This window comes from Arthrobacter sp. SAFR-179 (genome assembly GCF_059414945.1).
In genome coordinates this window covers 1-12,980 of sequence record NZ_JBPFDM010000018.1, presented here as the reverse complement: position 1 = coordinate 12,980, position 12,980 = coordinate 1, and the positions used below count along the sequence as shown (strand labels likewise).

At 66.1% G+C, this 12,980-nt stretch carries 11 protein-coding genes and 1 riboswitch; of the genes, 9 read left to right on the top strand and 2 right to left on the bottom strand.

The features are described 5' to 3' along the window. The first annotated feature begins 17 nt into the window (after positions 1 to 17). The 4 genes from ACR65K_RS20195 to ACR65K_RS20180 all read left to right on the top strand — a co-directional run bounded on the left by ACR65K_RS20195 (position 18) and on the right by ACR65K_RS20180 (position 2,447). Positions 18 to 1,031, top strand: coding sequence for a LacI family DNA-binding transcriptional regulator (locus tag ACR65K_RS20195; protein WP_440154681.1), 1,014 nt, complete (start codon positions 18 to 20; stop codon positions 1,029 to 1,031). A gap of 108 nt (positions 1,032 to 1,139) precedes the next feature. After that, entirely contained in the window at positions 1,140 to 1,343 is a 204-nt protein-coding gene (locus ACR65K_RS20190) for a hypothetical protein (RefSeq protein ID WP_056332152.1), read from the top strand. Positions 1,344 to 1,435: 92 nt separating this feature from the next. Beyond that, entirely contained in the window at positions 1,436 to 1,738 is a 303-nt protein-coding gene (locus tag ACR65K_RS20185) for a DUF4193 domain-containing protein (protein ID WP_018762118.1), read from the top strand. Positions 1,739 to 1,898: 160 nt separating this feature from the next. Next, positions 1,899 to 2,447 (top strand): AMIN-like domain-containing (lipo)protein, encoded by a 549-nt coding sequence (locus ACR65K_RS20180; RefSeq protein ID WP_056332150.1) that lies wholly within the window; start codon positions 1,899 to 1,901, stop codon positions 2,445 to 2,447. 70 nt (positions 2,448 to 2,517) lie between these two features. Here ACR65K_RS20180 and ACR65K_RS20175 read toward each other — a convergent pair whose 3' ends face one another. Beyond that, positions 2,518 to 4,074 (bottom strand): APC family permease, encoded by a 1,557-nt coding sequence (locus ACR65K_RS20175; protein ID WP_440154680.1) that lies wholly within the window; start codon positions 4,072 to 4,074, stop codon positions 2,518 to 2,520. 222 nt (positions 4,075 to 4,296) lie between these two features. On the opposite strand from ACR65K_RS20175, the gene ACR65K_RS20170 reads away from it, so the two are divergent. Beyond that, positions 4,297 to 4,776 carry a Dps family protein gene (locus ACR65K_RS20170; RefSeq protein ID WP_043451386.1) on the top strand — a complete coding sequence of 160 codons (480 nt, stop codon included), beginning with the start codon at positions 4,297 to 4,299 and terminating at the stop codon, positions 4,774 to 4,776. Positions 4,777 to 4,885: 109 nt separating this feature from the next. Here ACR65K_RS20170 and ACR65K_RS20165 read toward each other — a convergent pair whose 3' ends face one another. Further along, on the bottom strand, positions 4,886 to 6,445 hold the full coding sequence (locus tag ACR65K_RS20165) for an MFS transporter (RefSeq protein WP_440154679.1): 1,560 nt from the start codon (positions 6,443 to 6,445) through the stop codon (positions 4,886 to 4,888). Positions 6,446 to 6,530: 85 nt separating this feature from the next. Between ACR65K_RS20165 and ACR65K_RS20160 the strand changes: the two genes are divergently transcribed. The 4 genes from ACR65K_RS20160 to ACR65K_RS20145 form a co-directional block, all read left to right on the top strand. Further along, positions 6,531 to 7,067 (top strand): TetR/AcrR family transcriptional regulator, encoded by a 537-nt coding sequence (locus tag ACR65K_RS20160; protein ID WP_056332186.1) that lies wholly within the window; start codon positions 6,531 to 6,533, stop codon positions 7,065 to 7,067. 94 nt (positions 7,068 to 7,161) lie between these two features. After that, positions 7,162 to 7,259: riboswitch (glycine riboswitch) on the top strand. A 186-nt stretch (positions 7,260 to 7,445) separates the two neighbouring features. Then, positions 7,446 to 10,304, top strand: coding sequence for an aminomethyl-transferring glycine dehydrogenase (gene gcvP / locus ACR65K_RS20155; RefSeq protein WP_440154678.1), 2,859 nt, complete (start codon positions 7,446 to 7,448; stop codon positions 10,302 to 10,304). An 11-nt stretch (positions 10,305 to 10,315) separates the two neighbouring features. After that, the gene (gene gcvT / locus ACR65K_RS20150; RefSeq protein WP_440154677.1) at positions 10,316 to 11,464 is read left to right on the top strand and encodes a glycine cleavage system aminomethyltransferase GcvT; all 1,149 of its coding nucleotides are present in this window, start codon (positions 10,316 to 10,318) and stop codon (positions 11,462 to 11,464) included. Between the two features lie 479 nt (positions 11,465 to 11,943). After that, positions 11,944 to 12,980: L-serine ammonia-lyase (locus ACR65K_RS20145; protein WP_440154676.1), on the top strand; the 1,037-nt coding region annotated here is incomplete at its 3' end.

Sequence of the window (12,980 nt, the reverse complement as noted above, 5' to 3'; positions counted from 1 at the left end):
CCAATGGCGAGAACCTCGTGACGCCCGGCAAGCCGGTACGGCTGCCGAGGCTTGAAGACGTGGCGGAGCTGGCCGGGGTCTCACACCAGACCGTGTCACGGGTGGTCAACAGCCACCCCAACGTGAGCGCCGGGACACGGGAAAAGGTGGAAGCGGCCATTGCCCGGCTGGGCTACCGCCGCAACACCGCCGCCCGGAGCCTGGTCACCCGGCGCTCGCAGACCATCGGCGTCCTGGGCAGCGAACTTTCGCAGTACGGGCCCGCCAATACGCTGCTGGGAGTGGAACGCGCTGCGCGGGACGCAGGGTACTTCGTCAGCGTCGCTGCGTTGCGGGAGGTCAGCCGGGACACCATCCTGGACGCCGTCAGGCACTTCCTGGACCAGTCGGTGGACGGCATCGTGGTGATCGTTCCGCACCTTCAGACGCTGGCCGCGCTGGCCGAACTTCCCATCGGCGTGCCGGTGGTGGCCGTGGGGCCGGAGGGGAATGACGCAGTTGGCGGCGTCAGGGTGGACCAGCGCCGCGGAGCCGAGCTGGCGGTGTGGCACCTGATAGGGCAGGGACACGTCCGGATCGGCCATGTCGCGGGGCCGCAGGACTGGATTGATGCCGTGGCCCGCGCCGACGGCTGGCGGTCCACCCTGGCGTCGGCCGGGCTCGATGCGGACCTGATGATCGAGGGTGACTGGAGCGCCGGCAGCGGCTATGAAATCGGGCGGCGGATTGCGGCCACGCGCCGCGCCACCGCCCTCTTCGTGGGCAACGACCAGATGGCCCTGGGGGTGCTGCGCGCCCTGACCGAGGCCGGCATCAGGGTGCCGCAGGACGTGTCCGTGGTGGGCTTCGACGACCAGCCCGAAGCCGGCTACTTCAGTCCGCCGCTGACGGTGGTACGGCAGGACTTTGAAGAACTGGGCCGGCGGTGCATGCAGATGATGCTCACGGCATTAGATGGCGCAGACGGACCACGGACGCTGGTGGTGCAGCCGGAACTGGTCCTGCGCAGCAGCACGGCGCCGCCGGCCTGAAGAATCCACCTGGGATAACCCGGTTGGAGGTCCGGCCGTCAGTGGACTTAATCAGGGGGAGACCCCCGTGAAACGTGGCCACAACAATCGCTGCGTAGGTTTCAGGGCATGATGTATGACCTGCTTACCCGGCTCCGTGACTGGCTGCTGGATACGTTCACGTATGATTCCGAATCGGCGGCCGCCGGCGCCATGGCGGACGCAACCCGGTGGGGCTGGCTGCCGGCTCTGAGCGGAGTGTCCGCAGGCGCGGACCAGGCCCGGTCCGAGCATGCCGGAACAGCGGGCGGAAGCGGCACGATGTCTGCTTAGCCACACTATTGCGCCAGCAGCGGGAGAATGCCCTAAACTGCTGCACTGAGGTGCCTGAAATGGCGCTGTGCAGCAACGAAAGTGAACACGCTATGGCTACCGATTACGATGCTCCACGCAAGCAGGAAGAAGAGTCGCCCGCCGACTCTCTCGAGGCCCTCCAGGCGTCACGGAGCGGCAACGCGCAGACCGCAGTTATCGATGTCGACGAGAACGACACTGCTGAAGGCATCGACCTGCCCGGCGCCGACCTGTCCAACGAGGAACTGACCGTCATTGTGGTTCCGGAGCAGTCCGATGAGTTCACCTGCTCGTCGTGCTTCCTGGTCCGCCACCGGTCCCAGGTTGCCCGTGAAAAGGACGGCCTGAAGTACTGCCGCGACTGCGAAGGCTGACTTTCTTCCTGAATCTTTCCCGGCGCCGGCCACCTCCCCGAGGTGGCCGGCGCTGCTTTGTCCCGGGACGCCGTCGTTATCAAAATGCTCACTCGTTTCCCAGACCCAACACTCCTACGCTGAAAGCATCCAATGGCTTTGAATCATGGATGGCACTGCTATGAAGAAGTTCCTTACCTGGCTCGCAGCAATTTTGTTGGCTGCAGGGCTGGGAATTGCGGTCCCGGCGCCTGCCTCTGCGGCGCCCTACTGTGGCCTCACATGGGGCTCGCTGATGAAAACGGACGGCGGCATGAGCGCGGCACCCGTGACCAACGTCCGGACCGGGCAGCACTACTGCTTTGACCGGCTGGTGGTTGACCTGGGCGGCATGCCCGCACCCGGCTACAGCGTCCGCTACGTGGGGCAGGTAATCCAGGACGGCTCAGGAGCAGTGGTGCCCACCCGGGGCGGCGCCCGGCTGCAGATCGTGGTCAAGGCCCGGGCCTATGACACTAACGGACAGCCCACGTACACCCCCGGAGACAAGGCTGAGCTCTCCAACGTGTCCGGTTACCAGACTTTCCGCCAGGTGGTCTGGGCCGGAAGCTTCGAGGGCCAGACCACCATGGGCCTGGGCGTCCGTGCCCGGCTGCCGTTCAGGGTGTTCACCCTTGACGGGCCCGGACCGGCTTCCCGCCTGGTGATCGACGTGGCGCACTACTGGTGAGCGGTCCGTCGTCGTCAACAAAAAAGATGCCGTGCCCCTGTTGGGGCACGGCACCTTTTGCGTTGGCGGACTACTCCGGGACCACCAGCGCAGGGGTGTCCTGCTTTAAGGTTTCGCCGCGGAAGAAGCCGGGGTGCGTGCGGGACATGACCAGCATGACCACGGCGCCCAGGGCCAGGATGCCGATGCCCAGGATGAACACCAGTCCCACGCCGAAGATCTCGGAACCGCTGCCGAACTCCGGTGCCAGGCTGTCAACGGCGGTCTGGGCGAACACCACGAACAGCCCCACGCCGCCCACCACCGGGCACACCAGCCGCAGGATGAAGTGGCGCATACTGTTGAACAGGCTGTGGCGGAAGTACCAGGTGCAGGCCAGTGCGGTGAGGCCGTAGTAGAAGCAGATCATCAGGCCCAGGGCCAGGATGGTGTCATTCAGGACGTTTTCGCTGACCACGTGCATCACTGCGTAGAACCCTGCGGACATTACACCGGCGGCGATGGTGGCGAAGCCCGGGGTGGCGAACTTCCTGCTGATGCGGCTGAACGGTTCCGGCAGGGCTCCGTAGTGCGCCATGGCCAGCAGGCTGCGGGACGGCGACATGAACGTGGACTGGAGGGAAGCCGCTGAGCTGGAGAGCACGGCGAGGGACATCAGGATGGCGAAGGGGCCCATGATGGGGGAGGCCAGGGCCGTGAAGATGTTCTCGTGGTTATCCGCGTTGTTCAGGCCGTTGCCGGTATCCCCGACGCCGGCGAACATCATGGTGGCGATGCTGACCAGCAGGTAGATGGCCAGGACGATGACGGCGGTCAGGGTGCCGGCCACCCCGGCGGTCTTCTTGCCGTTGGCCGTTTCCTCGTTGACGGTGAGGCAGACGTCCCAGCCCCAGTACACAAAGATCGACAGGGAGATGCCGGCCGCAATCTGGCCGAACGTCTCAATCTTGGTGACGTCGAACCAGTCCCAGCTGAACGGGATTGCCGTGTCGGAGGTGGACCAGTTGGCGAAGGCCATGGCGACGAACAGGCCCAGTACCAGCAGCTGGAAGCCCACCAGGCTGTACTGCACCATCTTGGTGGTGTGCAGGCCGCGGTAGCTGACCCAGACGGCCAGCGCCACGAACACGAAGCAGGTGAGGACGTTCAACGCTTTGTTGTCGGCCAGGTCCGCGAGTTCCGGGGAACCGGTGAGCTGGGACAGGAAGAGGTAGAAGAAGTCGACGGCGACGCCGGCCAGGTTGGAGAGCACGATGATGTTTGCGGCCAGCAGGCCCCACCCGCCCATCCAGCCGATCCAGGGCCCGAAGGCTTTGGTCACCCAGGTGAATGTGGTGCCGCTGTCCGGGGAGTCGGCGTTGAGCTCCCGGTAGGCGAGCGAGACCAGGATCATGGGAATGAACCCGATCAGGAAGATGACTGGCAGCTGGAGCCCGGCTTCGTTGACGGTGGGTCCGAGTGCGCTGGTGAGGGTATAGGCGGGGGCGATGGTTGAAATACCGAGGACGACGACGGCAAGAAGCCCGAGTTGCCCGCCCTTGAGTCCCTTGGCACTGACGCCGTCAGCGGAAGGTGCGTGGGCGTGCGGGCCGGGTTTGGCGGTACTGGTGCGGATTATCTCTGTCATGGCACCACTTTCTGGAAGGCTGTGAGACGGAGGTCACTATATGAATGGCGTTCATTTAGTATGGGGGCACGCGCCCTGCGATGCAAGACGCAATATGAATCACATTCGTTTATGACTGCCTGCCTGGAATTAGTAAGCTCACTGAGAAATTGCCGCAGGCCCTGCCGCCGCATGGCGGGCGGCTGGTAGCGTCGGCCGTATTGGACCACTTGAGGAGGATGCATGAAAGCTTCACCGACACTGACCAACAACCTGCAGGCTGTCCTGGCGGACCTGATCGAACTCCACGTTCAGGGGAAGCAGGCGCACTGGAACATCGTGGGCACCAACTTCCGCGACCTTCACCTGCAGCTTGATGAAATCGTGGACGCTGCCCGGCAGTTCGCGGACGACACTGCCGAGCGCATGCGTGCCCTGCACGCGCTCCCGGACGGCCGCAGCTCAACGGTTGCCGAAACCACCAGCCTGGCCCAGTTCCCTGACGGGCTGATCAGCACCACGGATGCCATTGAGCGGATCGTCGCCGCCATGGAGGCCGCGGTGGGAACCATGCGCAAAGTCCATGACGAGGTGGATGAGGAGGATCCCACCTCGGCGGACCTCCTCCATGAGTTCATTGCCCGGCTGGAGCAGTTTGCGTGGATGGTGCAGGCCGAGAACATGAAGCCCACCGCCAAGGTAACCGCCGCCGACTCCAAGTAGCGGGATCGGCGGGCGCGCAGCCCGCTGCCATTTCAAAGGGCGCCCGGCGCCGAGGTATTCCCTCGACGCCGGGCGCCTTTGTGCAGCCAGCACAGCACACCCTCGGCTGCTAGGCCGCTTTCGGCACTTTCCGCAGCACGACGGCGGCGAGGACTGCCGCCGTCGCCATCAGTACCAGCCCAATCGCCGCAGTGATGTGGACGCCGGAATCAAACGCTGCTGCCGCAGCTTCGCGGACGGCTTCCGACAGTGATTCGGGCACCAGGTTTGCTGCTTCAATTGCGCCGGCGAGCGTTTCACGGGCATTGTGCAGGGCGGATCCGGGCAGTATGCCGTCCAGTCCCGCGGGCAGGCGCAGGTTCTGCTGGTAGGACGCGGTCAGGATGGAGCCCAGCACCGCGGTCCCCAGCAGCGAGCCCACCTCGTAGCCTGTCTCCGAGATCGCTGCGGCAGCACCTGACTTCTCCGGCGGGGCGGACCCGAGGATGAAGTCGTTGGAGATGGTTTCGGCCGTGCCCACGCCCAGTGCCAGGACCAGGAGCGCCGCCAGCAGCAGCGAGGGCCCGCCGTCATGGTTCCCGAATGCCACCATGGTGTAGCCCGCAGCGCTGAAGGCCAGTCCCGCCGCCACCACGTAGCCCGGACGGACCTTGCGGACCAGCGGCACCACCACCAGTCCGGCCACCACCGTGGCGGCCAGTGCCGGGATCATGGCAACGCCCGCCGCGGACGGGGTCATGCCTTCGAGGAGCTGGAGGTGCTGGGCAAGGAACAGGATGAACCCGTTGAAGGAGAACAGGGCAAGGATGTTGGCGCTGATGGCCATGCTGAACACCCTGTTCCGGAACAGGGACATGTCCAGCAGCGGGTGCTTCAGCCGGTGCTGCCGCCGCACGAACACGGTCCCCATCGCCAGGCCGAAGGCGATTGCCCCCAGGCCTACTGTCCCCGGGCCTTCCGTGGCAACTGCCTTGATTCCGTAGACAACGGGCACCATGACCAGCATGGAGAGCAGGATGCTGGGGATATCCACCTTGCCGGGCGCCGGATCCTTCGATTCGGGAATCACGGCCGGTCCAAAGGCCAGCAGGGGGAGCATGAGCGGGACCGCCACCAGGAATACGGCGCCCCACCAGAAGTGCTCCACCAGCCATCCGCCGACGATTGGGCCCAGCGCCGCGCCGCCGGAGAATCCGGCAGCCCAGATGGCCACGGCCAGCCTCCGGCGGTTGGGCTCCGGGAAGATGTTGCGGATCAGCGACAGGGTGGAAGGCATCAGCATGGCACCGAAGAATCCCAGGGCGGCGCGGCCGGCGATGAGCCACTCCGGCGCCGGTGCAAAGGCGGTGGCAACGGACAGTCCGGCAAAGCCGATGCTGCCAAGGATCAGAAGCCTCCGCCGCCCAATCCGGTCGCCCAGGCTTCCCATCGATACCAGCAGCCCGGCGAGTACCAGTGGGTAGGCGTCAACGATCCACAGGAGCTGCACTCCGGTGGGTTCCAGGGCCCCTGCGATGGCGGGCAGCGCGAATGTCAGCGCCGTGTTGTCCACCGCCACCAGCAGTACCGGGAACATCAGCAGCCCCAGCGCCAGCCAGTCCCGCCAGGGGGAGCACGGGGCGGTAGCGGCCGCCTGCGCGGACGCGGAACTCTTGATGAAAGTGGTCATGGAAATAACTGTACCGTCCAGACGGTACAGTTTAGAAATGGAGGGATTTCCGTTTTCCTGCCTGGTGGCAGGCATGATGGAAGGCATGCCCCGAAAGCCTGTTGCCCGTGACGCGGTCCTGGACGCCTTCGAGTCCCTGCTGATCGAAGTGGGGGAGCGCGCGGCCACCCTCGATGCCGTGGCCCGCAAGGCAGGGGTGTCCAAAGGCGGCCTCCTCTACCACTTTCCCAATAAGGAAGCGCTCATCGCCGTGCTGCTTGACCGGCTGGAGGGCCTCGCCCGGGAGGATGCCGACGCGATGGCTGCTGCCGCTGAAGGCGCCGCGGCATACTTCATCCGTTCCTCCGTCTGGGCCGATACTCCGCTGGACCGCGCCATCGTGGCCGCCACCCGGCTTGCAGAGGTGGCCCATGAAGAGACAAGGCGCCGGTTCGCGGCCATCCAGCAGCGCTGGTTGGACGAGATCGCTGCCGACGTTGGGCCCGGCCTGGCCAAGGCGGTCCTCTACATGGGGGACGGCCTGTACTTCAACGCCATGCTGTCCGTTGCCCCCGCTCCGGCAGGGGGAGCGGCCGCCGACGTGGAGGAACTCCTGGCCGCTTTGGAGCGGCTCCGGAGGTAGTTCGGGTCATTTGCCGGGAGGGGCTGCGGCGTAGGACAATAGAGAGTTGTGAGGGCTGTCACCGGCCCTTATGGTTCGACAAATGAATAGCCTTTGATCTGCGGCGGGAGAGTTCTGCCGGAAGTACAGGCAGGCGCCGTTGGAGCAAATCCTCCCCAGGAATCTCGCAGGCCCCTGTACCGCCGCGGCGAGGCACCTCTGGAAAGCAGCAGGCAGTCCACCACCCTTTGGGAGTGCAGGGACTGTTGTGCTCACCGACGGTGCAAGCGGGTCCTGCCCAGGCAGGCAACGCGGAAACTCTCAGGTCCAATACAGAGCGGGGAGGGACCCGAATAGCTGTGGCGTACCCTTCGCCGCCTGAGTAAATGGAGTTCCTTCGTGTCGGTTACCCCAGCCTCCACCACTTTCGTAGACCGCCATATCGGCGCGCGCCGCCAGGCCGACGTCGACACCATGCTCAAAGCCGTAGGCTACGACTCGGTCGACTCCCTGGTTGATACCGCCGTTCCCAAGGTCATCCGCCAAGACACCGCGCTTCGCCTGCAGGACGCGCTCAGTGAGGTTGAAGTCCTCACCGAACTGCGGAAGCTTGCCGCAAAGAACAAGACGGCCGTGCAGCTGATCGGGCAGGGCTACTCCGATACCGTGACTCCGCCGGTGATCCGCCGCAACATCCTGGAGTCCCCGGCCTGGTACACCGCCTACACCCCGTACCAGCCGGAGATTTCCCAGGGCCGGCTTGAGGCGCTGCTGAACTTCCAGACCATGGTGCAGGACCTCGTGGGGCTGCCTATTGCCAACGCGTCGCTGCTCGATGAAGCAACCGCCGTGGCTGAGGCCGTGCTGCTGATGCGCCGCGCCAACAAGGCCAAGCCCGCGGCCGACGGCAAGACCGTCCTGGACATCGACGTGCTCCCGCAGACCATCGCCATTGTCAAGGGCCGCGCGGAGGCGCTCGGCTTCGAGGTGGAGGTGGCCGATCTCTCCAAGGGCCTGCCCGACGGTGACATCAACGGTGTGGTGCTGCAGCAGCCCGGCGCTTCGGGCCGGGTCTGGGACCAGTCCGGCGTGATCGCCGCAGCAAAGGAGCGCGGCGCGCTGGTGACCGTGGCCGCGGACCTGCTGGCCCTTACGCTCATTACCCCTCCGGGTGAGCAGGGCGCGGACATCGCGGTCGGCTCAGCCCAACGCTTTGGTGTTCCGCTGTTCTTCGGCGGCCCGCACGCTGCCTACATGGCCGTCCGCAAGGGCCTGGAGCGCTCGCTTCCCGGCCGCCTGGTGGGCGTGTCCAAGGACGACGCCGGCGTTCCCGCCTACCGCCTGGCCCTGCAGACCCGCGAACAGCACATCCGCCGCGAGAAGGCCACGTCCAACATCTGCACCGCCCAGGCGCTCTTGGCCATCGTCGCCTCCATGTACGCGGTTTATCACGGCCCCGACGGGCTGAAGGCGATCGCCGAAACGGCGCATGGCCACGCCCGTGCCCTGGCGGCCTCGCTTGCCACTGCCGGCGTCGACGTCCTGTACAAAAGCTTCTTCGATACCCTGACCGTCCGGGTGCCCGGACGGTCTGCCGGCATCATTGCCGACGCCGAGGCGCGGGGCATCAACCTGCGCAGCGTCGACGCCGATACCGTCGGCATCGCCCTCGATGAAACCACGACGCCGGCCATCGTCGCCCAGGTGGCCGATGTCTTTGGCGCCAAGGTTGCGGACGGCCAGGGTGAGGACCAGGGCTTCGGGCTGGAGGCCGCCGTCGAGCGTTCCTCCGACTTCCTGCAGCACCCGGTGTTCAACACGCACCGCTCCGAAACCCAGCTGCTGCGCTACATCCGCAAGCTCTCGGACCGGGACTTGGCGCTGGACCGCACCATGATCCCGCTGGGCTCGTGCACCATGAAGCTGAACGCCACCGCGGAGATGGAGGCCATCTCCTGGCCCGAGTTCGCCTCCATCCACCCGTTCGCCCCTGACTCCCAGACCGAAGGCTGGCGTGAACTGATTTCCGGGCTGGAAACCGATCTTGCCGAGATCACCGGGTACGACCAGGTGTCCATCCAGCCCAACGCCGGTTCCCAGGGCGAGCTGGCGGGCCTGCTGGCGATCCGCGGTTACCACCACTCCCGCGGCGACCAGCAGCGCAACGTCTGCCTGATTCCCGCATCAGCCCACGGCACCAACGCCGCCTCCGCCGTGCTCGCCGGGATGAAGGTCGTTGTCGTGGCCACAGCTTCTGACGGCACTATTGACCACGATGACCTCACGGCCAAGATCGAGGCCCACAAGGATGTCCTGTCCTGCATCATGATCACTTACCCGTCCACGCATGGGGTGTATGACGGGGACGTCCGTGAGGTCTGCGATGCCGTGCATGCCGCCGGAGGACAGGTCTACATCGACGGCGCCAACCTGAACGCCCTGGTGGGGCTTGCGCAGCCGGGCCAGTTCGGCGGCGACGTGTCGCACCTGAACCTGCACAAGACCTTCTGCATCCCGCACGGCGGCGGCGGACCCGGCGTCGGTCCTGTTGCCGCCAAGGCACACCTCGCGCCGTTTATGCCGGGTGATGCGAACAAGGCTGCGCACGAGGACGGGCATGGGGTTGCGATTTCCGCGTCCCGGTTCGGCTCGGCGGGCGTGCTGCCGATTTCCTGGGCCTACGTGAAGCTCATGGGCGGTGAGGGCCTGACCGAGGCCACCAAGTCCGCGCTGCTGGCAGCGAACTACGTCGCCTCCCGCCTGAACGAATACTTCCCGGTTCTGTACACGGGCGAGGGCGGATTGGTGGCCCACGAGTGCATCCTGGACCTGCGCGAACTCACCGCCCGGACCGGGGTGACGGCTGAGGATGTTGCCAAGCGCCTCATCGACTTCGGCTTCCACGCCCCCACCCTTTCGTTCCCGGTGGCGGGCACCCTGATGGTGGAGCCCACCGAGTCGGAGGACCTGGCGGAGATCGACCGCTTCATCGAGGCCATGATCAGCATCCGAAAAGAAATCGACCAGGTGGCCAACGGCGACTTTGCCGTGGCGGACTCACCCTTGCGCCGCGCACCCCACACGGCGGCCGCCGTCGTCAGCTCTGACTGGGACCGCGCGTACCCGCGGGAGCAGGCGGCCTTCCCTGCCCACCACAAGCAGGACAAGTACTTCCCGCCCGTGGGCAGGATCGACGGCGCCGCCGGCGACCGCAACCTGATCTGCTCCTGCCCGCCGCTGGAAGACTTCGAAAACTAAGGACCGGCACCATGACTGAGAACTACACCGCGCTTTACGACGAGCACAAAAAGCTCGGCGCGTCCTTCACGGACTTCGGCGGGTGGCAGATGCCGCTCAAGTACAGTTCGGAGCTGGCCGAACACCACGCCGTCCGCAACGCCGCCGGCCTGTTCGACCTCTCCCACATGGGCGAAGTCTGGGTGACCGGCCCGGATGCCGCCGCCTTCCTGGACTACGCCCTGGTGGGCAAGATCTCTGCCATGGCCGTGGGCAAGGCCAAGTACTCGCTGATCTGCAACGAGGACGGCGGCATCATCGACGACCTCATCACTTACCGCCGCCCTGCCGCGTCGGATGGCACCGACGTCTTCCTGGTGGTCCCCAACGCGGGCAACGCCGCCGTGGTCGCCGCAGCCCTGCAGGAACGGGCCGCCGGGTTCAATGTGGTGGTGGATGATGCCTCGGCCCGCACTTCCCTGATCGCCGTCCAGGGTCCCAAAGCCCAGGAACTCCTGCTGCGCCTGGTTCCGGCCGCGCAACATTCCGTGGTGACGGAGCTGAAGTACTACGCCGCGGCTGCCGTTCCGCTCCTGGTAGGTGGCGCCGGCAAGGAGCTGCTGCTTGCGCGCACCGGATACACCGGTGAAGACGGGTTCGAGATCTTCGTGGACAACCACGACGCCCCGGCGCTGTGGCAGGCCCTGATCGCCATCGCTGACGACGGGGAACTGATCCCGGCAGGCCTCGCCTCCCGCGACTCCCTCCGCCTTGAAGCAGGAATGCCCCTGTACGGCAACGAACTGTCGCTGCAGGGCGACCCGTTCGCCGCCGGCCTGGGCGCCGTCGTCGCCCTCTCCAACGAAGGCGACTTCGTGGGCAAAGCCGCCCTGGCAGCCATGAAGGAAGCCGGCGCCGGCAGCACTTCCGGCCGCCGCCTCGTGGGGCTCAAAGGCCAGGGCCGCCGCGCCGGCCGCGCGCACTACCCCGTCCTCAAGGAGGGCACCACCGTCGGCGAAGTCACCTCCGGCCAGCCGTCGCCCACCCTGGGTTACCCCATCGCCATGGCCTACGTCGACGTCGAACACTCGGCACCCGGCACGGCCCTGGACATCGACCTCCGCGGCAAGGCCGAACCGTTCGAAGTCGTCCACCTCCCGTTCTACAAACGCGAACCATAGGCTGCTGCTCCGTGGCTGGCTTCGGGACTGGCGGACCGGACATTTTCACGCGTGCTGCTCCTTCGTCGCTTTGACGCACGCTTTCGAAAAGTCCGGCTCCGCCGGCCCCTCGCGCGGACGTTGCGATTGTGCGCAGACATCGTCAGCTCGTACAGGAAGTGGGTGAAGACGGCGTGTTTCCTGCTCCAGTCCAGACACCTCCCGTGGGCGTTGCATGCTTGCCCTGTCGCTTTGGTGACGGGCGTTGGCGACTGGGCGGATTCCGGAGGCGGGCGTCTAAGGGAGCGTCACGTCCGCTCAGCGGGCGTCTTCGCGACCGAGCCCGCGGAGGAATTCGGCCAGGCGCACCCAAGCCATGCCCCGCGTCACGTCCGCTCAGCGGGCGTCTTCGCGACCGAGCCCGCGGAGGAATTCGGCCAGGCGCACCCAAACCCGGCCACCACCGGCCGAACCAGAGTTGTTAGTAAGGAATACCCATAATGGCTGTTGGCGTTTTTGACCTGTTTTCGATCGGTATTGGGCCCTCCAGTTCGCATACTGTGGGGCCGATGCGGGCTGCTGCCGTTTTTGCGGAGGAGCTGAAGGCTTCCGGGGTGCTGGCTGGGGTGGCGGGGTTGCGGGTGGATTTGTTTGGGTCGTTGGCCGCGACGGGGCACGGGCACGGGACGATGACCGCTGTGCTGTTGGGGTTGGAGGGGTTCCATCCGGAGCTGATTTTGCCTGAGGAGGTGGAGGAGCGGCTGGCCTCGATCGCGGAGACCGGGACGCTGAACCTGGCCGGTGCGGTGCCGTTGCCGTATGGGGTGAAGGACATGGTGTTGCGGCCGTTGACGGTGTTGCCGCGGCACACGAACGGGATGACGTTCACCGTCACGGACGCCGCGGATGCGGTGGTGCATGCGGCGACGTTCTTCTCGGTCGGTGGCGGGTTCATCGTCCGGGAGGGTGAGGAGGACGCGGCGCAGCAGGAACTGGACGCGTCCAAACAGGAACTGCCGCTGCCGTTCCGGACCGCCGCGGAACTGCTGGAGCACTGCGCGGTGACCGGGCTGGGCATCGCCGACGTGATGCTCGTGAACGAGAAAGCCTCCCGCACCGAGGAGCAGATCCGGGCGGGGCTGCTGCATATCTGGTCGGTGATGGAGAACTGTGTGGCCACCTCGCTGAAGCGTGAAGGGGTGTTGCCGGGCGGGTTGAAGGTCCGCCGCCGCGCCCCTGACTGGTACGAACGGCTGAAGAAGGAAACCGCCGATATCCGGGACGAGGAGCAGGACGGGGACTGGGACGCGGTCCGCTTCGACCCCCGGTATTGGCAGGAGTGGGTTAACTTGGTGGCGCTGGCGGTGAATGAAGAGAACGCCTCCGGCGGCCGGGTGGTCACCGCCCCGACCAACGGGGCGGCCGGGATCATTCCCGCGGTGCTGTTCTACGCCCTGCATTTCGCCCCCGGTATGGACCAGGCCAGCCAGGCCGACCGGGACGACGTGGTGGTGAAGTTCCTGCTCGCCGCCGGCGC